At 59.8% G+C, this 20,483-nt stretch carries 17 protein-coding genes and 1 pseudogene; 5 read left to right on the top strand and 13 right to left on the bottom strand.

Going from position 1 to position 20,483, the window contains the following annotated elements; translation table 11 throughout:
* Positions 1–7: 7 nt before the first annotated feature.
* The gene (gene ruvX / locus NW870_RS08665; protein ID WP_414374878.1) at positions 8–520 is read right to left on the bottom strand and encodes a Holliday junction resolvase RuvX; all 513 of its coding nucleotides are present in this window, start codon (positions 518–520) and stop codon (positions 8–10) included.
* A 95-nt stretch (positions 521–615) separates the two neighbouring features.
* Here ruvX and ahcY point away from each other — a divergent pair, with 95 nt between their 5' ends.
* Entirely contained in the window at positions 616–1,896 is a 1,281-nt protein-coding gene (gene ahcY / locus NW870_RS08660; RefSeq protein WP_414374877.1) for an adenosylhomocysteinase, read from the top strand.
* Positions 1,897–1,911: 15 nt separating this feature from the next.
* Here the strand turns inward: ahcY and NW870_RS08655 are convergent, their stop codons facing one another.
* Together NW870_RS08655 and NW870_RS08650 are read right to left on the bottom strand one after the other, a co-directional pair.
* On the bottom strand, positions 1,912–2,391 hold the full coding sequence (locus NW870_RS08655; RefSeq protein WP_414374876.1) for a hypothetical protein: 480 nt from the start codon (positions 2,389–2,391) through the stop codon (positions 1,912–1,914).
* A gap of 101 nt (positions 2,392–2,492) precedes the next feature.
* Entirely contained in the window at positions 2,493–3,695 is a 1,203-nt protein-coding gene (locus NW870_RS08650) for an argininosuccinate synthase (protein ID WP_414374874.1), read from the bottom strand.
* Positions 3,696–3,840: 145 nt separating this feature from the next.
* Here NW870_RS08650 and NW870_RS08645 point away from each other — a divergent pair, with 145 nt between their 5' ends.
* Complete coding sequence (locus NW870_RS08645) at positions 3,841–5,769, top strand: FAD-dependent oxidoreductase (protein ID WP_414374872.1); 1,929 nt, start codon at positions 3,841–3,843, stop codon at positions 5,767–5,769.
* Positions 5,770–5,842: 73 nt separating this feature from the next.
* On the opposite strand, the gene secF is transcribed toward NW870_RS08645, so the two are convergent.
* Entirely contained in the window at positions 5,843–6,847 is a 1,005-nt protein-coding gene (gene secF / locus NW870_RS08640; RefSeq protein ID WP_414374870.1) for a protein translocase subunit SecF, read from the bottom strand.
* Positions 6,844–8,190 carry a protein translocase subunit SecD gene (gene secD / locus NW870_RS08635; RefSeq protein WP_414331113.1) on the bottom strand — a complete coding sequence of 449 codons (1,347 nt, stop codon included), beginning with the start codon at positions 8,188–8,190 and terminating at the stop codon, positions 6,844–6,846. Before secD ends, secF begins: the two co-directional genes overlap by 4 nt.
* 365 nt (positions 8,191–8,555) lie before the next feature.
* Here secD and NW870_RS08630 point away from each other — a divergent pair, with 365 nt between their 5' ends.
* A complete protein-coding gene (locus tag NW870_RS08630; RefSeq protein ID WP_414331048.1) occupies positions 8,556–9,404 on the top strand; it encodes a hypothetical protein in 849 nt (282 codons plus the stop codon).
* 7 nt (positions 9,405–9,411) lie between these two features.
* Here the strand turns inward: NW870_RS08630 and chlP are convergent, their stop codons facing one another.
* The 4 genes from chlP to NW870_RS08610 form a co-directional block, all read right to left on the bottom strand.
* Positions 9,412–10,632, bottom strand: coding sequence for a geranylgeranyl reductase (gene chlP / locus NW870_RS08625; protein ID WP_011433360.1), 1,221 nt, complete (start codon positions 10,630–10,632; stop codon positions 9,412–9,414).
* Positions 10,633–10,756: 124 nt separating this feature from the next.
* Positions 10,757–11,893, bottom strand: coding sequence for an extracellular solute-binding protein (locus NW870_RS08620; protein WP_414358349.1), 1,137 nt, complete (start codon positions 11,891–11,893; stop codon positions 10,757–10,759).
* The gene (locus tag NW870_RS08615; RefSeq protein ID WP_414358351.1) at positions 11,865–12,335 is read right to left on the bottom strand and encodes a pre-16S rRNA-processing nuclease YqgF; all 471 of its coding nucleotides are present in this window, start codon (positions 12,333–12,335) and stop codon (positions 11,865–11,867) included. The genes NW870_RS08620 and NW870_RS08615 overlap by 29 nt, the downstream gene beginning before the upstream one ends.
* Entirely contained in the window at positions 12,332–13,711 is a 1,380-nt protein-coding gene (locus NW870_RS08610; RefSeq protein ID WP_414374868.1) for a DUF3084 domain-containing protein, read from the bottom strand. Before NW870_RS08610 ends, NW870_RS08615 begins: the two co-directional genes overlap by 4 nt.
* Positions 13,712–13,877: 166 nt before the next feature.
* Here NW870_RS08610 and NW870_RS08605 point away from each other — a divergent pair.
* A pseudogene (locus NW870_RS08605) lies at positions 13,878–15,135 on the top strand (RNA-guided endonuclease InsQ/TnpB family protein).
* A 42-nt stretch (positions 15,136–15,177) separates the two neighbouring features.
* Here NW870_RS08605 and NW870_RS08600 read toward each other — a convergent pair.
* Entirely contained in the window at positions 15,178–16,362 is a 1,185-nt protein-coding gene (locus NW870_RS08600; protein ID WP_414358258.1) for an NAD(P)/FAD-dependent oxidoreductase, read from the bottom strand.
* Positions 16,363–16,579: 217 nt separating this feature from the next.
* Between NW870_RS08600 and NW870_RS08595 the strand changes: the two genes are divergently transcribed.
* Positions 16,580–17,458 (top strand): mechanosensitive ion channel family protein, encoded by an 879-nt coding sequence (locus NW870_RS08595; protein ID WP_414358260.1) that lies wholly within the window; start codon positions 16,580–16,582, stop codon positions 17,456–17,458.
* Positions 17,459–17,464: 6 nt separating this feature from the next.
* Here the strand turns inward: NW870_RS08595 and NW870_RS08590 are convergent, their stop codons facing one another.
* From NW870_RS08590 to hisG, 3 genes are all read right to left on the bottom strand, one after another.
* Positions 17,465–18,307 (bottom strand): class I SAM-dependent methyltransferase, encoded by an 843-nt coding sequence (locus tag NW870_RS08590; RefSeq protein WP_414358263.1) that lies wholly within the window; start codon positions 18,305–18,307, stop codon positions 17,465–17,467.
* An 89-nt stretch (positions 18,308–18,396) separates the two neighbouring features.
* Positions 18,397–19,191: a photosystem II manganese-stabilizing polypeptide gene (locus NW870_RS08585; protein WP_414358265.1), complete on the bottom strand. Its 795-nt coding sequence runs from the start codon at positions 19,189–19,191 to the stop codon at positions 18,397–18,399.
* A gap of 108 nt (positions 19,192–19,299) precedes the next feature.
* On the bottom strand, positions 19,300–20,007 hold the full coding sequence (gene hisG, locus NW870_RS08580; RefSeq protein WP_011433162.1) for an ATP phosphoribosyltransferase: 708 nt from the start codon (positions 20,005–20,007) through the stop codon (positions 19,300–19,302).
* Positions 20,008–20,483 lie beyond the last annotated feature (476 nt).

Genomic DNA, 20,483 nt, shown 5'->3' with positions numbered 1-20,483 from the left:
TTCCCGGCTAGACTTCTCCAGCGTAGTCTGTGTTGTCCCAGCTCTGCCAAGCCGGCACTTCTGACAGGGAAGCCCGTCGCTCGTCCAGCCAAGTTTGGAGAATTACCGCCGCCGACTGCTGATCGATTAAGCCCTTCTGGGCTTTGGCCGGGATCCCCGCCTCGCGCAGATCCCACTCCGCCTGCGCGGTGCTCAGGTATTCATTGACGGTAACAATGGGAAGATCCACGGCCACCTGCAAAGCGCGCACGAACCGCTGGACTTTGCGGGCCTGGGATCCCACCGACCCATCCGCCAGAAGGGGGATCCCCACCACCACCACGGTGGCCTGGCGGCGGCGGATCCACTCCTGCACTTGGGCAATATCCTCTGAGAGGGAACGGCGCTGGATCACCCCCAGGCCAGTAGCCAGCAGCCCCAGCCGGTCGGAGCCGGCCACGCCAATGCGGCGGTTGCCTACATCCAGCCCCAGCGCTGAAAGGGGATCCCTTGTGGCAGAATAGTTCAGGCTTATCGACATCCTTGCTGATCTTTAATGGCTGCCTGGCCCCCTTTGGGGCTTGCAGTTTCCGTTCCCCTATCCTCTCTCGATGACCCTGTTTGGAGCAACACTCGATGACCAGCGCTACCCTGTCTCTCCCGAAGCATGAAGTGAAAGATCTGAACCTCGCCCCCCTGGGCAAGCAACGGATCCAGTGGGCGGCGCGGGAGATGCCGGTGCTGGCCCAGATCCGGGAGCGCTTTGCTCAAGAAAAGCCCTTTGCCGGGCTGCGCTTGGTGGCCTGCTGCCACATTACGACCGAAACGGCCAACCTGGCCCTGGCTCTACAAGCAGGGGGGGCGGATAGCGTTCTCATTGCCAGCAATCCCCTTTCCACCCAAGACGATGTGGCCGCCAGCCTGGTGGCGGACCATGGCATTTCGGTGTTTGCCCTCAAAGGAGAAGATGTGGCCACCTACCGCCGCCATGTCCAGATTGCCCTAGATCACCGCCCCAACCTGATTATCGACGATGGCGGAGATGTGACGGCGGAGCTGGTGCAGCACCGTCAGGAGCAACTGTCGGAGCTCATCGGCACCACGGAAGAGACCACCACTGGCCTGGTGCGCCTTAGGGCCATGCTCAAGGCGGGGGTGCTCAGCTTCCCGGTGATGACCGTCAACGACGCCGAGACCAAACACCTGTTCGACAACCGCTACGGCACCGGCCAATCCACCCTGGACGGGATCCTGCGCTGTACCAACATCCTTCTGGCCGGGAAGACGGTGGTGGTGGCTGGCTACGGCTGGTGCGCCAAGGGAGTGGCCATGCGGGCCCGCGGCATGGGATCCCAGGTGATTGTCACGGAAGTCAACCCGGTGCGGGCTCTGGAGGCGGTGATGGACGGCTTCCGGGTGATGCCGATGGAAGAAGCCGCTGCTCTGGGGGACATCTTCATCACCGTCACCGGCAACAAGCACGTGATTCGCGGCGAGCACTTCGACCGCATGAAGGATGGGGCGATGGTCTGCAACGCCGGCCACTTTGACATTGAAATCGACCTGGTGGCGCTGCAGGAGCGGTCGGTCTCCCGACAGATGGTGCGCCCCTTTGTGGAAGAATACCGTCTGCAGTCGGGCAAGTCAGTGGTGGTGCTGGGGGAAGGCCGCCTGATTAACTTGGCTGCTGCCGAAGGGCACCCCGCCAGCGTCATGGACATGAGCTTTGCCAACCAGGCCCTGGCCTGCGAATACCTGGTGAAAAACCGGGGCCGCTTGGCCCCAGGGCTTCACCCCATTCCTCTCGAGGTGGACGAGGCCATCGCCCGCCTCAAGCTCAAGGCCATGGGGATCCAAATCGACAGCCTCACCCCCGAGCAGATCGAGTACGGCAACACCTGGACTGCCGGGACTTGAGGGTGGGTGCTGGCGCTACGAACCTGAGATACATCCTAAAACCTGTCGCACCTGGGCCAACTCGTCAGCAGGGAGGCGAGCTTTCAACTCCTTCTCCCAGCGATCCAGCCAGTTGCACAGTACCTCCGGCAGACAAACCTTTTGGTTATAGAGCTCACACACTACCCAAAGGCTGCCGTGGACGACAACGCCGCTCTCCGCGCAAGCTCTGCGCAACCGGCCATCGTTGGAGAGGAGCGTAGAGCTGCTGGTACGGCAGTAGTGAAGACACAATGCGTCAGCTATCGACAACCCACTTTTCTTCAGAACCATTGCCTCTGGAAGCCACGTTTCCTGCACCTGGACAACCTGCACGCCCAAAGCAAGAACCTGGGACTTGCAAGGGTCATCGACTTCTGCCAGTACCACGTCAAGCACCTCCAGACTTGCCAGTCTTGCCAAGGATTCCAGCCCCCCAACCTTGGCGAAGTCAATGAGGATGTTGGCTTCAGGCATAGCTGCCCCTCTCATTGTCTCCGCCGAGGCGCGTTTGGGTAACTCCAACAGGTTGTCCAGAGATCCATCCAATGGAATGAGAGTGGGATCACCACTTCAGCCTAGCCCCGGTGCACCTGGGCCCAGACACGGGTGGGCAGGCTCCAGATGTAGATAAAGCCTTCGGCGGCGCGGTGGTCGAATTGATCCCCTTCCCCGTAGGTGGCCAGCTCTGGGTTGTAAAGAGAGTAGGGAGAGCGACGGCCCACACAGACCGCCTGGCCCTTGTGCAACCGCATCCGCACGACACCGGTGACGCTTTTCTGGGTGGCGCGGATAAAGGCGTCCAGAGCCTCCCGCAGCGGCGAGTACCAAAGGCCGTTGTAGATCAACTGGCTGTAGGTGGTCTCGATGCCGTACTTGTAATGGATGACATCGCGGGTGAGGGTGAGGCTTTCCAGCTCGCGGTGGGCTTGGATCAAGACCATTAGAGCAGGGCACTCGTAGATCTCCCGCGACTTGATCCCCACCAGGCGGTTTTCGATCATGTCAATGCGGCCCACCCCATGCAGGCCAGCTAAGGAGTTGAGCTGCTCGAAGAGGGCTTTGGGGCCAAGGCGCTGCCCATCCACCCCGACAGGGATCCCTTGCTCGAACTCAATCTCCACGTAGGCGGGCTCGTCGGGTGTCTGGGAAATAGGCCGGGTGAGGGCATACACTTCCTCCGGCGGCTCCCGGTCGGCATCTTCTAGGATGCCGGCTTCAGCGCTGCGGCCCAAAATGTTGAGGTCGATGCTGTAGGGGCTGGACTTCTGCACGGGCATGGGGATCCCGTAGCGCTCCCCATAGGCAATGGTCTCCTCGCGGGTCATCCCCCACTCGCGGGCAGGGGCCAACACTTTGAGCTGGGGATTTAAAGCAGCAATAGCCAGATCAAAGCGCACCTGGTCGTTGCCTTTGCCGGTGCAGCCGTGGGCCACCGCATCGGCGCCCACCTCTTCCGCCACTTCCACCAGCAGCTTGGCAATCAGGGGTCGGGCCAGGGCCGTGGAAAGGGGGTAGCGCTGCTCGTAGAGGGCGTTGGCCTGGATGGCCGGGAAGGCATAGTCGGTAATGAGGGCCTGGACAGCCTCCCGCACCAGAGATTGCTCTGCCCCCGCCCTGAGGGCTTTGGCCTGAATGGCCTCCAGCTCCGCCCCCTGCCCCAAGTCGACTGCCAGGGCCACCACCGATTCCACCCCCCACTCGTGCTTGAGATAGGGAATGCAGACGGAAGTATCCACCCCGCCTGAATAGGCCAATACCACCTTCTTTGCCCGTCCCATGGGATCCCGCCGTTGCCGTTAAAAAGTTGCTAGCCCATTATGCCCTGTGGCAGGGATCCTGGCTGGCCTCAATGTCGGTTTCCTCAGCTATTCTCAAGGGGATTTCTCCTGCCGGGGAAGGGCTTGGGGTGTGAGTGAGGTGAGCATGGCTGGCAAAAAGACGGCTGCGGCGTGCCGGGGATCTGAGCCCAAGCGAACTGTGGGGCTGGGGATCCTGTCGCTGCTGAGCTTTGTGGCCGGGATGGGGTTTGCCGCCCTCTCCCAGCCAGAGGTGGGATCCCCTGTTGCCGTCTCCGAGCCGGAGGTGCCCCGTTTTACCGCCCACGGTTGGCCCTTGTTGGATCCCTTGCCGCAGCCGGACGAGATTTGGGAGTGCGAGCTGGTGGTGGTGGGCGGATCCCTGGGAGGGGTGGCAGCGGCAGGCCATGCCATGCGAGGGGGGGTGCAGACCTGTCTCATCGAGCTCACCCCTTGGCTGGGGGGTCAGATTACCTCCCAGGGGGTATCGGCCATTGATGAATCGCTGCCGATGCGGCAGCGGGGCAATTTTTCCAGCCACTGGCTGGAGTTCAAGGCCTTGATCGAAAGCCAGCCGGTGCATCTGCCGGCCTGGACAGGGATCCCGCCGGGAACCCGCGTATCCGAGATCAACAGCTGCTGGGTGGGAGGGCTGTGTTTTCCGCCCCAGGCGGGGCTGCAGGCGGTGGAAACCTGGCTGCAACAGGCAGCTCAAAATGCCCCCAACAGCCGCTGGGCTACCCAAACGGCTTTTAAGGGGGCCACCTTCAGCGCCGATGGATCCCGGATTGAAAGCATTTACGCTGTGCAGCGGCAGCCGCGGGATCCCAACTTTGTGCCGCCGGGACGGCTGTGGCGGGAGCTGGTGAGCTGGTATGGCTGGCAGGAAACGGAGGTGTTCGCCAAGCGAGTGCTGCGTCTACAAGCGCCGCCGGGCCGCCCATTCTTCGTGATCGATGCCACCGATACCGGCGAGCTGGTGGGCTGGGCCGGGATCCCCTATCGGCTGGGTTCGGAAGGGCGAGACGTGACCGGAGAGCCCAATGCCGCCCCCGCCAGCAACCCGGAGTGCACTCAAGCCTTTACCTTTCCCTTCGTGCTGGCCATCCACGACGATGGCGGTCGCTCCCGAGCAGAGCTGGCCCAACTGCAACCAGGCTATTCCCGCGCCGAACACCGCCGCGAGTTCGACATGGAAGGTTTCCCCACCTTCAGCGGCCAGAGCTTTTTCAATTACCGCCGCATCGTCAGCAAGGGTCGCCGGGATCCCTTCTACAGCACACCCGTTCCAGGCGACCTGACAATGGTGAACTGGAACCGCGGCAACGATTGGGGGATCATGAACCCGCCCCTGATCCTGACGGAAGAGCGGCTGGTGGCCTCGGGGCAGCGCCACAACTGGCTGGGGGGCCTGGATGTCTCAGCCATCAAAGATGGAGAAAACCACGCCCTGCTGTTTGCCGAGTGGCTGATGGAAACCCAATCCCGCAGCGGCTATCCCCTGTCCTTGGTGTTTGCCGAAGAGTCCTTGCTGGGCACCCGCTCCGGCCTCAGCCTCTACCCCTACATCCGGGAAGGTCGACGCATTCTGGGGCGATCTGCCTACGGCCAAGCGGAGTTCCTGATGTTGGAGCAGGATATTCGCGTCGGCACCACTGGGGGACGGGACTTCAGCCCCACCGTGGTGGGAGTTACCCACTACGCCATCGACATCCATGGCTGTCGCTACCGCAACTGGGAGCCATCTCTGTCGGCCAGCTCCGCGCCAGTCAACGAGTTTTCCGTCCGCCCCATTCTCATTCCCTTAGAAGCCCTGATCCCGCAGAAGGTGGATAACCTGCTCATCGGCAGCAAAGGGATCGCCGTCAGCCACATTGTCAACGCTGCCACCCGGGTGCATTACGGCGAATGGACCATCGGCTCGGCGGCAGGGCTGACCGTGGCTTGGCTGCACAGCCAGGATCCCAGCTTGATCCCAGCTCAGATCGTGCCGCAAGGCAAAATGGCCGATTTACAACGCTACCTGATCTCCCGCGGGCAACGACTGCAATGGTGAACCCAGAGGACACCGTCTCAGCGCGAACGACAGATCCCCACCCAATCGACCCAATTTTTCCGATATCGGGGCCCTAGCCCTCAGAGGGAAGTGAATCGGGATCCCTGCCTGCGCGGGCATCTTCGCTACTTTTGCCATAGCGCTGCTGCCGCCACCACACCAACAGGGGGCTGGCGATAAAAATGCTGGAATACACCCCCAAAGTAAAGCCAATGAGCAGGGCAATGGCAAACCCCTTCAAGGTAGCTCCCCCGAAAATGGCGATGGCAACTAGGGGCAGCATCGTCGTCAGGGTGGTGTTCAGGGAGCGGGCAAAGGTCTGGTTCAGAGATAGGTTTACCACCTCGGCCAGGCTGACCTTGCGGCTCACCAGACGCAGATTCTCGCGGATGCGGTCGTAGATGACCACGGTGTCGTTGACGGAAAAGCCGATGATGGTCAGCAGCGCCACCACAAACAGGCTGTCCGCCTCCATACCCACCGTCAGGCCCAAAAGGGCAAATAGCCCTATCGTCAACACTACATCGTGCAGCAGCGCCACAATGGCAAACACCGCGTAATCCCACTGAAAGCGCAGGGCCAGATACACCACAATCAGGCCGAAAGAGATGAGCACCGCCACGATGCCGGAACGCAGGAGCAGACGACCCACCGTCGGGCCAACCGTCTCGACCAGATTGCGCTGGAAGGGGGCAACCTCCTGCCGCAGGGTGGCTTCCACGGCCAAGCGCTCCGTCTCCGACAAAGGGGGCATGCGGATCAGGGCTTCCTGGCCCGTCTGGGTGTCCAGTTGAATGATGCTGCTCCCCAGGTTGTGTTCCTGCAGCGCCCGCCGCAGCTCCTCGGTGGTGACAGGCCGCTCAAAGCTCAGATCCAGCAAAGTGCCGCCGGAAAAATCCAACCCCAGCCGCAGGGGGGTTCCCAGAGAAGCCAGGGAAAAGGCCATGCTGACCAGCCCCACCAGCAACACCGCCAAGGAGAAGCCAAACCACAGCCTGCTCCGCCCAACAATGTCAAAGCGGTAGTCCAGCAAGCGAGAGGAAGCGGGATCTGCAGGGGATAGCTCTTGAGCCGTCATGATTGGGCCGCCTCCATCCGAACGCCGTAAAACTCAGGTTTGCGCAAGCTGGGGATCCCCATTGCCGCCAAGAGCAGGCTACGGGTGCAGGTGATGGCCGTAAAGAAGCTCACCAGAATGCCAATGCCCAGGGTTACCGCAAACCCTTTCACCAGTCCCATCCCCAGCCAGAAAAGCACGCCACAGACCAAAAGGGTAGTCACATTGCTGTCCAGGATGCTGCTGAAGGCGCGGTTAAACCCTTCCGAAATGGACTTGTAGATGGATTTGCCGGCCCGCAACTCTTCTTTGATGCGCTCGAAGATCAGCACATTGGCATCCACCGCCATGCCGATGCTGAGGATAAAGCCGGCGATCCCCGGCAGAGTCATGGTGACCCCCAGCAGTTGGAAGAGAGCAAAGGTACAGAGGGCGTAGATAAGCAGAGCAATGTCCGCAATCAGCCCTGGCAGGCGATAGTAGGCCACCATAAAGAGGAAAACCAGCACCAGGCCCCCGATCCCGGCATAGAGGCTGCGGCGCACGCTCACTTCCCCCAAAGTGGCCCCGACAGTGCGATTTTCAATCACCTGAATGGGAACCGGCAGCGCTCCTGCCCTGAGCTTGACCGCCAAGTCAGTGGCGGTTTCCACCGTAAAATTGCCCGTGATCACCGCCGTCCCGCCGGTGATGCCGGTGCGGGCAAACTCCGGCCCCACGATCGGGGCACTGATCAACACGTCGTCCAGAAAAATGCCCAATGGACGTTCTGTTCCGGCCAGATCTCGGGTGAGCTGAGTAAATTTTTCTGCCCCCTCCGGCTTGAACTCCAGCAGCACCTCCCAACTCTGGGATCCGCGGCGAGGGGCTTGGGGATAGGCATTGCGCAGCAGATCCCCAGTGAGGCCGACCCGCTCAAACAGAGTATCCGGATCCTCCCCCGCTGTTATCTCTCCCCGCTCGTTGCGGGGCAGCGCGCCGACAGGAACCAAGCCCTTGCGAAACTCCAGTTGGGCTGTATCTCCAAGGAGAGCAATGGCCCGATCCGGATCCGCCACCCCCGGCAACTGCACGAACAGGCGGTCTTGGCCGCTGATCTGCACCAGAGGCTCAGCCACCCCCAGCCCGTTGATCCGCTGCTGGATGACGGCCTCTACCCCCTGCATCACTTCGGGGGTGATTTCAGGCACCTCCTCGGTGGGCACAGCTTGTAGCGTGAGCTGGGTTCCCCCCTTGAGGTCGAGGCCAAGGCGAACCTCCCGGCTGAAGCCCAAGTAAACGAGGGCAACCACCACGGCCAAGATGAAGATCAGCCCTCGCAAAAAGGAGAGCCGACTGAGCCACGAAGCTGAGGATCTAGCCATACTGCTGAGAAGGTGAGGAACACGGTCGCACTCGATCTGAGGCTCTTAGGATTTTGGCACTTTCTGAACTTTCTGATCCTATCGCAGACGGGATCCCAGCGGAAAACGGCAGAGCCCGTGGCGCTGCCCCGACAAAATGGCCCCTGGGATCCACCGCAAAGGCAACCCCCAGCTCGATGAAGACGGGTACTGGGCTATCCCTTTGGGCAGAGCGGATGAAGTTCAAAGCCGTTATTGTTGGAAAGATTATTCAAAGACTCCCCCTGGTTTGCGCCAGCCCTGGGTTAGGCTATTGCCATCCCGGGGGAGCAAGAAACACCGCTGCTCTGCCCCAAAGTCCGCGAGTTGAGTTAAGGAAGGTTGAGGTGAAGGGGAGACTGACCTGCCATTTCCCTGTGCTGCTACTGGCCCTGCCTCTGTGGGGATCCCCGACCTGGGCCGGAGAGTATTTCACCGAGGAAGTCACCAGCCCCAGCCTAGAGATCGTTCATGGCTGGCGGCAGGAGGTGTACGGCATTGGGGTCACCATCACCAACACCAGCCTCGGCTCCTTTCGGGTGCCCTTGGAAATTGATATGGAGGATCGGACTAGCTGTGAGCGGGCCGACTTGGTGCTGACCAACAATCGCATCATGCCGATGGGATCCTTCCAAGATTGCATTCTCAACATCTTTCCCTACCTGGATAAGTTCATCAACCAAGAAGTCGCCAGCATCCGAGTCACCCTAAAAGGGCCAGCTCCCCTCCTGGAAATTCCGGTAGAGGAGTCGGATCGACTGATTTTGGCCCAGGTGGCCAACCAATCGCGGGAAGCCTTTGTTTTCTTTCAGCAGGAGTTGGCCCGTGTTTTGGAGCTGCTGAGGCAGTCGGATCCCAAGCAAAGCGAGACGGCCCCACAGCCTGGCACCCCAGTTCCGACCGCCACTCCAGCCGAGTCTGCCGCTAGCCCAGGAGATTTTGTAATCGTGGGATCCATTCGGGAAGAACGAGTGGGGGCCGGTAGCCGCCTAAGCGTGGAAGCGATCAACCGCAGCACCCGCACGGTTCTCAACGCCCGTGCTCGTTTCACCTTCTATCGGGGAGAAGAAGTTGTCGATACGCGAGTGGCAGCGTTTGAGCCCAGCGACGTGCCCCCCGGACAAAGGGCCTCCGCCAGTGTGCTGAAAACCGAGGCCAATTGGGATCGCGTTACGGTGACCTTCCAGTGGCAGTAGGGTTACTTCAGGGAGCCAAAGCGTTGCCGCGAATCAGGCTGCCCAGGGTTTTGACCGTGATCTTGAACTGCACCCAAGGGCTCATGGGCACTACCGTCTTGTAGAGGTAGCTGTCAAAGGTCATCCTCTGCACGTCCCGGTCGGCGCACATCTCCACAAAGGCTTCGCGGGTGGCATTGGAACGGTAGAACACCCGCTGCAGGATGTCCAAGACCTTGTAGGTCAGGCCGTACTGGCGATCCCAGCGCTTGAGATACAGTTTTAGATCCTCCTCTGTGGGAATGCGCTTGCCACCGTTGGAGGTCTCGACGATGGTCTCGGCGCACATGCGGCCTGACTTGGCGGCAAAATAGATCCCTTCGCCGCTGGATTTGGTGACGTATCCCGCCGCATCTCCCACCAAAGCAGCACGGCCCACCACACGGCGCGGACGGGGATGCTCTGGGATCGGATGGGCTTCCACCTTGATCACCTGGCCGCCGCGGATACGCTCGGCAGCACGGGCGCGGATCCCAGCTTGCAACTTTTGGATGTGGGCTTGGTTTGCCCTCATGGTGCCGGTGCCCACGGCTACATGGTTGGACTTGGGAAACACCCAGGCATAAAAGTCTGGAGAAACATCGTCCCCCACATACATTTCTGCCCGCTCTGCGTAGTAGGCCATTTTGTCGTCCGGGAGCCGGATGCGCTCCTGAAAGGCCAGCGCATAGTTATAGTCTCCAGCACCAATGGCTTCTGCCACCTTGGAGTGGAACCCATCCGCCCCGATCACCACATCCACAGCCAAAGAACGCGGCACCCCTTGCCTCGATCCGTCGGAAAAATCGTTGTAGTGCAGGATGTAGGGATCCCGGCCATTCTGGGGGATTTCCAGATGCATTACCTTGCCGTTGATCAGCTCCGCCCCTTTTTGGTGGGCACGATTGCGCAAGAAGGCATCCAAGATCTCGCGGCGGCACATGCCGATGTATTCGTTTTCCTTTTCAAGGGCGATATCCACCTCATAGTTGGAGGGGGAGATCATCTTCATCTTGCGCACTTTGCGGTCGATGATCCCCTCGGGGAGGTCGAACTCGGAGACCATACAGAGGGGAATGGCGCCCCCGCAGGGCTTGGCGTTGTCCAGCTTCCGCTCAAACAAAAAGGTTTCAATTCCCGCTTGGGCTAGAACTTCAGCAGCAGAGGCTCCGGCTGGGCCGCCCCCCACAACAGCAACTCTCAGACTCAAGGTGCTCTCCTCGATGCAAGTGCAACTGGCTCATCAGACAGCAGGCATCCTACCACAGCTCCTCAGAAGCATTGCGGACCTTGACGAAGTGTTGCAGAGTGGAGGGCTCGCGCTCGCTGTGTTTCTACAAAAGGCCCCGCCGCATTTGATCCCAGAGGTTGAGATAGGACTCGGCTTCGGCTGAGCTCAGGGGGCGCCAGATCTCCGAGCGTTGCCAAGTGGAGATTTGCAAGTCGGCTCTGTGTTGCAGGCGGGGGGCAAGTTGAGCCAAATCCAGCGGCAAAACCGAAGGGATCCCGCTCAGATTGACCAAGCGGGGGGCAAATTCAGGATTCAAGACAAAATCAAGCCAGTCAGCCAACAGGGATCCGGAATCCGTCTGGGTTGATTCTGTGTGGGCATTGTCTTCGACGTGGGGTCGCACCCAGACATCCCACCAGATGGCGGATCCGGAGGCCGGGATCACCACTGCCAGCTCAGGGTAGTTGGCTTGGGTGGCGTAGAGATCCTGCGACCAGCCCACGGCCACCCAGCTATCGGCCAAGCGCAAGATGGGCAGGTAGTCGGAAGAGGTGTAAGTTAAAACCTGGCGATGCAGGGATCCCAGCTCTTGCCGTAATTCCACATCCTCAGGGTTGAGGGGATCGTTGTAGGAGCGGCCCATTTTCTTTAGGGTTAGCCCAATCACCTCCCGCGGGTGATCCGGCAGAGTCAGTTTGCCGGCCAGCTCAGGCCGCCACAGATCCGCCCAGTCCCGAATGGGCTCCCTCACCCGATCCCGGCGGTAGGCAATGGCCGTTACCCCCCAGCGCCAGGGCACACCCCAAATCTGCCCCTCCCGGAGTGCCGCAGCTTGCCAACGGGGATCCAGATTCTGCCATCGTTCTCCCAACAGGCTTGCCGGCAGAGGAGCCAGCCAACCGGCAGCTATGGCCCGATCCAAAGCGTCGGCCCCCAACAAACTCAAAGCCGCCACCGGCAGCCGCCGCCGGAACCATCCCCCCGGATCCCACCAGGCTGCATCAGCCGGCTGAACACTTTGCCGGAGATAGGCCAACAACTGATCCCGACTATCCAACAGTTGCAGCCGAAAGCGGGCCTGAGTCCTGCGGCGAAACTCGTTGAGCAAACTGGCAGGGATCCCTTGCTTAAGCGCCACGATAAGAGGCAAGTGCGCATCCGGCCCCCCACATCCTGCTGCCACCAGCCCCAGCAGGATCCCCTGCAGCAGCTCACGCCGGCTTAGCCGTATCTCGCCCACAGCAGTACCGCTCCACCAGAATGAGAGCCACCAGATCATCGTAAGCCTTGGCCGGCACCCGCATCCCCTTGGGCAAGAGCCGCTGCCATCCCTGCGGTGGGTAAAAATCCCAGTAGCGCTGACGGGCTTCTTGGGAGCTGTGCCGCTCGTCCACCAGGACAATCTGCTGCGGGGGGAGAATGGATTCCAGTTGAGACTTCCAGGCTTGGGCCGTCGTCTGATTGCCCAGGATTACCTGCTCCGCCTGAAACTGTTGCCGGAGCGTTTGCAGTCTAGATAGCGCTGCCGAAGAAGGGATCACCTCCCGGTGTAAAACCCTCAGCTCCATTGGCGCAAGCGCCTGCACCTGCACCACAGCTATGCCGCACTTGTCGCGCCCTGGGTCGAAACCGATCAGCACTCGTTCGCTCTTCAGCCTTGCCGAATGGAGTGAATCCGTCATCCTTCAGGGCGCCCCGCCTGTTGAACTCCAGGAGAGCCGGGTTGACCAGAAGCTTCCGCCATCAGAAAACTCACCCGCAACGGTCCTGCTGTGTAGATGTCGGTGTCGGCAACCAGCTTCACATCCAGAGGGGTGGTGCTCTGGCGGAGATGCTGCACAACCTCCAGAAACTTGACCTGGGAGAACTCCCCAACGGTGCCGGTGATGGGATCCGAGAGGAGCCCCTCCTCCTGCGAGCGCTGATTGGCCTGGTTCAGCAGCCCCAGCAGTTGCTGTTGGATCTGATTTTCGCTCAAACCCGGTTGAATCACCCCGTGGGCCAGCACGGATCCCTTGGGGAAGATCCGCTGGTTGGGGTAAATCTGCACGAGCACAGGCACAGGCTCCCCCTTGAGCCGGTTGGTAACAGAGAGAATGCGCACCGCCCAGCTACCGGGTTCTCGCAACTTCTCCAAGGCTTGATCGGCATCCTCGCGGCGGATCAGGATCGCGTTTTCCAGAGGGGGCATGGGCTGGGATCCAAGGGCAAGGGCCCGCTGTTCCGCCTGGGCCAAAAGTTGCTCAAACTGCTGCCGAATCGCCTCTGGCTTTGCCCCCCTTGGAGCCTCCACAACCCCCGTTGCCAAGACTTCCCCCGCCAAGATGGCCAGTTCCCCCCGCCGCAGCCGCACCGCCAATTGGTTGAGCTGCTCGATCTCCTGCTCAAGCTGGTTTTTCTGGTTCTCCAGTTGGGTTAAGGCCGCCTGCACCACATCCAGGGAGCGCTCCAGTTGATCTCGATCCAGTTGCAGGGCTTGTTTTTGCGACTCCAGGGTGGCAATCATCTGCCGGGCTGACTCCACCTCTGCCTTCACCGCCTCCAACTCGGCCTGGGCTCGATCCAGACTGGGCTGCACCTTGGCCAGTTGCTCGTTGGCTGCCGCCAGCTTGGCCTCCGCCTCCTGCCGCTCCTGCAGCGCCACCGCCAGTTGATCGCGCACTTCGCTCAGGCGGGTTTGGGCTGCCGACTGCTGGCTGCGAAATTGGTCGAGATCCATCTTGAGGTGATCCCGCTCAACCCTGAGAGCGGCATTTTCCGCTTCCAAGAGGGCTTTTTGGCGGTTGAGGGCCCGCAGCTCTTGCTCCGCCTGGGCAATTTGGTTGGTGTAGCTGAACAGGGCCTCCGACAGAGAGCGGTTGAGGAGCAGCAGTGTGCCCAAAGTCAGGGCGGAGATGCTCACGCCGGTCACCACGGCCACCAGAATGGCGGTATGGCGGGGGCGCAGGTTAAACCAGGTAAGGCGCTTTTTGCCAATGCGGTAGCCCACCCGATCCCCAACAACGGCAATCAGGCCACTGACAACCAACATGTAGAGGATTAGCAGTACGCCTTGCATATTCCCGGATCCCTGCCATGGAAATCTTAGCAAGGTTGCCCTGAGGATTTTGGGAGTTGTTGGGGAGGTGGGAAATAGGAATTCAGCTTACTCGCGCAGGAGCCCCGCGCTGTACCCGTAGGGTCAGCGTCGGGAGGAATGCGTCTTGATGAAGTATGGTAGAGCTATGACCCAAGTCCTGACCCTTTCCTGCAAGCTCAGGGTAGCAGAAGCTCAAGCGGCAAAACTCTCTGCTACCCTTTCTGCTTTCACAGAAGCCTTGAACTGGGTCAATGCCAACACCCCAGCAAAGGTAGTCAATGCCATCAAGCTCCAATCCCTTTGCTACTACGAACTTAGGTCGCGATTTGGCTTGTCCAGTAACTTGGCTCAGCAGGTATACCGCAGAGTCGCAGGTAGTCGCAAAGGAGCACAACGGAAAAATAGACCCGTCAAGGAGTTCAAGAAACCGTTTGTTACTTACGATGCCCGCATCTTTTCCTTCAGAGAGAAAGATTGGACAGTGTCCATCACTACCGTTGATGGCAGGGAACGGTTTGAGTTAGCCATCGGCAACTATCAACGCAGGAAGTTAGCAGGGACAAAACCCAAAGCAGCGACTCTGGTTCAGCGTCGTGGTGGTGGGTTCTATCTGCAAATTTGCCTAGAGACAGAAACACCTGTTACCAAACCGCAAGAGCGAGTAATAGGCGTGGATTTGGGGAGAACAGACATTGCCCATACATCGGAGGGAGAGAACTGGCATGGACAGCAGTTGAGCAAAATACGAGAGCATTATTCCAAGCTGAGAGCGGTACTCCAGCAAAAAGCCAGTAAGGGCAGCCGCAGTTCCCGGCGCAGGTGCAGAGAGCTGCTGCAACGGCTGTCTGGCAAGGAGAGGCGCTTTCAAGCGTGGGTCAATCATCGCATCTCCAAAGCTATTGTGGCTAGGCAAAAGCAACGAACAGCGCTATTGCTTTAGAGGACTTGACAGGGATTCGGGAAAGGGTCAATCAACAGCCGCGCAGTCAGACAGAGCGTAGGCGTGCAAATAGTTGGGCGTTCTACCAACTGCGCACCTTTATTGGCTACAAAGCTCTGCAAGCAGGAGTTAGGGTGGTGTTGGTGAATCCCCGCTACAGTAGTCAAACTTGCCACCGGTGTTTGCGCATTCATCCCGACCCTGAACAGTCCTACCGCAGTGGGAAGCAGTTTAAGTGTGGGCACTGTGGATGGGAAGGGGATGCGGACTTGAATGGTGCGAATGTGATTGCGCTTTTGGGGGCTGCTGTAAACCAGCCTAGAGGTTAAGCCTACGGCTCGCTTCGCGAACGGGTTTGTTTTGTTCTCTGGCAGAGCATAACAGGCTCAGGGCTACTGAAAGCCCGCACTCTTTCGCTTTAGCGGCGCCGAGCGCTTTGCGTCAGCATGAGTGGTGCGGGTAGTTTACACTTGCTCGGCGAGGAGCATCGAGAGCAGGTAAGGCATCAACTCCAAACCTGGGCAAACCGCCCCGGCGATAGAGCAGGGATCCATTCATCCGCCTGTCCATAGGCTTGTTGGGCGAAGCGACGGGCCAAAGCGGGCACGATGGGCAGGGGGTTGCTGAAGCCGGAAAACAGTTGCAAGCCTTCCCAACCGGGCAGGGATCCGACCAGAGGCTGGTGATCGGCGCTAAAGGCCACCAAGCAGTGATACCACCGTCCGGGCAGGTGGGCCAACTTGGGCAGGTAGCGACCAGCCTGTTCCCGGATCTGGGCTTCGCTGGCGGCTGCATCCACCTCGGCATGGGGATCTGTCAATACCCGGCTGATCTGGCCCATGCGAATGCTGCCATCCACAAATTGCAGGATCCCGGCATCCAAAATCGGCGGGCCAAGCTCGTGCCCCGGCTCGTCCCAGAGGGGATCCCGATCGGGATGGGCGGCTTGCCGCTCCAGTTCCAAGCGTTGCACAGGCGCGCTCATCACCAGCGCTCTCAATTGCAAATCCGAGGGCTCCAGCTCCAGGGATTCGGCATGGGTGAAGTAGATGGGCACCCGGATCCCCGCTTGGCGCAACAAAGCCCGCGTCCAGCCGCCGGCACACACCACCACCTGGCCTGCTCCATAGCAGTTGGCTCCAGCCTCTACGCCCGTGATACGCGCTTCCTGCCGCCGCAGGGCCGTTGCTGTTGTGATCAAGAGGGATCCCCCCAATCGTTGCAAGGCTGTTTGAAAGGCCAGCGCCGTCAACAAGGGGTTGATGTGGCCATGCCGAGCCCAGAGCACTGCTTCCAGAGCTGCCGGATCCAGCAGTGGCTCCAGCTCGCAGGCTGCCTCCACCGAAATCCGCCGGGGTGGGATGCGACAGTCGGCCAGATCCGCCTCGACAGCCTCCACATCACAGCCGGGGGCAATGGGCATGAGCAGGTCCAGCTCACGAAATTGAATGTCTGCCTCCAACTCCTCTGACAGGGTGCGGTAGCGTTGGATCCCTTCTTCCCCCAAAGCTTTGAGCATCGGCGTTTTGCCCGCCCAATGGGCCAAGCCCCCGTAGCTGTAGCGGGTTGCCCCCTTCAGCACCGCTTCTTTCTCCACGAGGAGAACGGATCCCCCCTGGCGGGCCAGCTCATAGCTCAGAGCTGCCCCGGTAATCCCGCCACCGATCACGATCCAGTCGTAGTTGGCCATCGCTTCCCTCGTTGCCCTGAACCTCATCTTGCGGCAAAGTGGCTCCGTTCAGGGTAGCAAGCGCAGCAGAACCTAAGCCTGCACCGGTGGCCGATACTGGCTGAAGAGGAACTCGCAAAGGGCTTCTTTGAGTCCAGATTGAGAGTCTCCTCGGGTTCAGAGTCTGCCAAAGTCCATTTGTGTTCATCGTAGCCAATTGCATAGCAAGGATGAGGGTATGAACGAACTACTTCAAACCATCAACCGCAGTCTCCTGGAGATGGTGGGGCGAGGCATTGAGCTGTTGCCGGGCTTTTTGATCGCCGCAGTCATCCTCTGGGCTACCCGCTATGGCGTTCGAGCCGTGCGGCGTCTGGTAGGATCCGCAGCCAATCGGTGGATCCCCAGCCCTTCCCTGCAAATGCTGCTGGTGCAGATCGGCCAAGTGGGCGCCTGGGTGGTCGGGATCCTCGCGGCCAGCGTGGTGGCTTTCCCGGATCTGCGCTTGGGTGACCTCATCGGGCTACTGGGGTTAGGGTCGGTAGCCATTGGTTTTGCTTTTCAAGACATTTTCAAGAACTTCTTGGCGGGTGTGCTGCTGCTTTTGAACGAGCCTTTTCAACTCAACGACCAAGTTATCGTCGGAGAATTCGAAGGCACCGTTGAAGAAATCAGCATTCGCTCCACCCAGCTTCGCACCTATCAGGGGGAGCGCGTGGTCATTCCCAATGCTATTGTGTTTACCAGCCCGATCACGGTCTTGACCGATCGCCCCTTCCGCCGTACCGATCTGGAAATTGGCCTCGACTACAATACACCTCTGCCCAAAGCTCTGGAGGTGCTGCGGGAAGCCATGCAGGGGGTCGAGGGGGTGCTGGCGGATCCCCCCTTTGAGTTGGACATTGTGGGGTTCGGAGACAGTTCCATTGATTTTGTGGTGCGCTACTGGACTCGGCCCCGCAAGCCGGAGGTGCGGCGCGTCCGCACTCAGGTGATGATGGCTCTCAAACAGGCCTGCGACCGAGCCGGATTGGTCATCCCCTACCCGATTCGCACCGTTTACGTGTTCGACCAGCACGATTTTCAGGATCACATCCCTAATCCCAAGGTCGCCTAGGGATCCCTACCAGCGGGCCAGCAGCATCTGAAATCGGCTCTCCCCCAGCAGAATTGCCTTGGGATCGGGATAAGTCTCGCCAAACCAAGCTCGCAAGCGGGCAATGGCCGCCTGGAAGATCTCCTCTGGGATCGGCCAGGAGCTGCTGTAGCAGCGCTGAGCGTACAGATCAAACAAAGCTTGGGCAGCGATGGCCGTCTGCCACTCTGCCGCTGTCCTCTGTTCCACATGAGCCCCTTGAGACTGCAACAACGCTTCCACCTGCTCGGCATCGGCTCCAACCTGTTGGGATTCAAATCCCAGCTCTGCCAGAATGCCTGTCCACCGGGCCTCGAACGAGTGGCGGGCGCTCATCACCCGCTCTCCATAGCCGTAGAGGTAGACCCCACCTGGCTTGAGCACGCGACGGATCTCGCCAATCGCCTGCTGCCACTCGCGGATCAAGTGCAACACATGCACCGTGATCACCGCATCAAAACACTGCTCCCTAAAAGGCAGGTTGGTGGCATCGGCCATCTGCAAATGAACCTGTGGCGGCATTTGGCCCAGACTTTGTTGAATTTTGTGCCGCAAGACGGCCAGCATGCGCTCGGAAATGTCGATGCCGGAATAGGAATAGCCGCGACGGATCAGCGGCAAGGCAATGCGTCCTGTCCCAATGCCCACCTCGAGAAAGTGGGTCTCAGGGGTGGCTTCCACCGCGGCCAAGATTGCATCGGCGATCGCTTCATCTACGCCGGGAGGAAAGCTGCGGGTGGCATCGTAAAAATCGGCGGCCCGATCAAAACAGACGCTGTGGGATCCCACCATCGCTGCACACTTCCCCAACGGGCAAACCCAGACAGACATAGTATCAACAGAAATAGGCAGGGATCGCCGGGATCTCTGCCCATCTCAAGCCCGAAATTGGATCTCTTCTCGGCTTTCCTCAAGCCTCTTCAAGACTCCTGCGCCAGGCGAGCGTAAAACAAGCCTTGAACGCGAACAGTGTGGGGTTCCATCGCCCCTTGCTCGGTGCTGGAAGGCTGAATGCTAACAAAGGATCCCGCCATCTCCCCGGTGCTGGGATCCACGCGAGCGATCCGCAGCGACATTTTCCCCTGGGAAACCTCGTCCACCTTGCGGTTGGTGGCAAAATCATCTTTGGCAGCCTGTAGACCTACCGCAGTGTCGTAGCCGGTGTTGGATCCCCGCCCGCGCGGGTCGAGGAAGGTGCTGCTGTGATAGCCGGGCACCAAGAACTCCCCTTCAAAATCCGTCGAAGGGTCAATGGCGGAGCCCTGGGCAGTGGCGACCAAGTCTTTCACGCTAAACAGAAACGGCACCAGCTCGCGGCGGGGCATTTGGCCGGTGGTCGGCTGAAAGGTGATCCCATCCACCACTTTGAGCTCCAGCGCACCGTCTTTGGGAGTCACCTCGGCTTTAATCGGCCCCAGAGTGGCCGCTGAGATCAGGATGTTTTTGGCTTTAATAAACTCCTTCTCGCCGTTCCGCTTTTCTTCTTCCACCTCAATTTGCACCGGCTGGAAGCAGACATCCGTCAGCTTCAGGGATCCCCCCCTGGGCACCTCGATACGGCCCCGGGCGTTGTCCGAGACCGAAGGGCAAATGGCGGCCTTGCCGGTGTTGCGGATCTGGTCATAGGTCAGCGGGGCTTTGGCAGCCTCAGCCGGAACAGCAAAGACGCTCAAACAAAGCGCCAACAGGATGGCGAGCAGTGGACGGTACCGCATAATCAACCTCGAAAAACCTTTTTTGAATCTGAACGCTGCTGGGGGAAATAAGCCCGAATGCCCCCATTGTACGCAATCGTGATCCCCCTCAGAGGAAGTGCCTCAAAATTAGCCACCCACCAACAGGGATCCCAGCCAGCGTTCCCGAATCTGGGTGATCAACTCGCGGATAGGCTGTTGGTTGACACGGTAGCTGATGGGATGGGCAATCAGGCGAGCTGTACTCTCGAATAGGCAGTCTCGCTCAATCAGGCCGTTTTCCCTCAGGGTGCGCCCTGTGGCTACCAAGTCGACGATGGCATCGGCCATGCCGGTGAGGGGGGCCAACTCCACCGAACCATAGAGAGAGATAAGCTCCACCGGCAAATCTAGACGGTCAAAATACTCCCGGGCGCAGCCGACAAACTTAGAAGCCACGCGGGCATGAGCAGGCAACTGAGCTGCCGAGTGGTAGGGGCTATCTTGGGGAAGGGCCACCGACATGCGACAGTGGCCAAATTGGAGATCCAACAGGTGGGCCACCCGCGCTTCGGTGCCGGCATAGCGCTCCCGCAAGACGTCGTAGCCGACAATGCCCAATTGCGCCTGCCCGTACTCCACATACACCGGCACATCGTGCGTGCGCACCAGCAGCGCTTCGTAGCGTTGCCCGTTCAGCCGGGTGGGGGACTCAATCCGCAGTAGGCGATTGCCGGGATCCAAAAAACGACTAAAATCGATCCCCACCTGCTGCAGACATTGAATGGCCTCAGGCAGCAGGGCCCCCTTGGCCAGAGCAATCGTGATGGGTGGGCTGTCGGGACGGCCATCCAGCATTTTTTCAGCATCTACATCTACATCTGACCTTGATCTGATCTTGGGCCGGAAGTAATTGGTATGAACAAACACAAGAATCTCGGGATCCCCGCCTGCCGAGTGGACTCCTGGTAGAGACGGGTTAGAACGAGGGGCCTAGGGGGAAACATCAGCGAGAATGCCCAGAGACAGGCCGGCAGCAAGCAGGCTCTCCCAGAAAAGCAAGCCCCCTTGATTGTAGGGGATCGGAATCCCGGCAGCGATTCCCCAGCCTCTTGAAAGCCCCACCGGTTCTCCAGAATGCCTGGGATGTTGACATACTCCCCTGCCTAAAGGCAGGGGATTCTTGACGCTTCACAGACCGATGCCAGCAAGCTGGTCTTACTAGGTCGTGTTGATCTTATGTTAGGATAGAGAGAGTAATTTATAGAGGAAAGAGGATGAAGTTGGTTTTTTTAGATGAAAACAAATGGCAGAAGATATTGGCTTTTTTACAG

The sequence above is a fragment of the Synechococcus sp. R50.1 genome (assembly GCF_047462115.1).
GTDB lineage: Bacteria > Cyanobacteriota > Cyanobacteriia > Thermostichales > Thermostichaceae > Thermostichus.
The sequence above is the reverse complement of the archived record's forward strand: the minus strand, read 5'-3'. Positions and strand labels throughout refer to the sequence as shown.

Excerpts from the sequence above, each read along its gene's own strand:
- ruvX (WP_414374878.1), bottom strand. The coding sequence starts at position 520 with ATGTCGATAAGCCTGAACTATTCTGCCACAAGGGATCCCCTTTCAGCG.
- ahcY (WP_414374877.1), top strand. The coding sequence starts at position 616 with ATGACCAGCGCTACCCTGTCTCTCCCGAAGCATGAAGTGAAAGATCTG.
- NW870_RS08655 (WP_414374876.1), bottom strand. The coding sequence starts at position 2,391 with ATGCCTGAAGCCAACATCCTCATTGACTTCGCCAAGGTTGGGGGGCTG.
- NW870_RS08650 (WP_414374874.1), bottom strand. The coding sequence starts at position 3,695 with ATGGGACGGGCAAAGAAGGTGGTATTGGCCTATTCAGGCGGGGTGGAT.
- NW870_RS08645 (WP_414374872.1), top strand. The coding sequence starts at position 3,841 with ATGGCTGGCAAAAAGACGGCTGCGGCGTGCCGGGGATCTGAGCCCAAG.
- secF (WP_414374870.1), bottom strand. The coding sequence starts at position 6,847 with ATGACGGCTCAAGAGCTATCCCCTGCAGATCCCGCTTCCTCTCGCTTG.
- secD (WP_414331113.1), bottom strand. The coding sequence starts at position 8,190 with ATGGCTAGATCCTCAGCTTCGTGGCTCAGTCGGCTCTCCTTTTTGCGA.
- NW870_RS08615 (WP_414358351.1), bottom strand. The coding sequence starts at position 12,335 with ATGACGGATTCACTCCATTCGGCAAGGCTGAAGAGCGAACGAGTGCTG.
- NW870_RS08610 (WP_414374868.1), bottom strand. The coding sequence starts at position 13,711 with ATGCAAGGCGTACTGCTAATCCTCTACATGTTGGTTGTCAGTGGCCTG.
- NW870_RS08600 (WP_414358258.1), bottom strand. The coding sequence starts at position 16,362 with ATGGCCAACTACGACTGGATCGTGATCGGTGGCGGGATTACCGGGGCA.
- NW870_RS08595 (WP_414358260.1), top strand. The coding sequence starts at position 16,580 with ATGAACGAACTACTTCAAACCATCAACCGCAGTCTCCTGGAGATGGTG.
- NW870_RS08590 (WP_414358263.1), bottom strand. The coding sequence starts at position 18,307 with ATGTCTGTCTGGGTTTGCCCGTTGGGGAAGTGTGCAGCGATGGTGGGA.
- NW870_RS08585 (WP_414358265.1), bottom strand. The coding sequence starts at position 19,191 with ATGCGGTACCGTCCACTGCTCGCCATCCTGTTGGCGCTTTGTTTGAGC.
- hisG (WP_011433162.1), bottom strand. The coding sequence starts at position 20,007 with ATGCTGGATGGCCGTCCCGACAGCCCACCCATCACGATTGCTCTGGCC.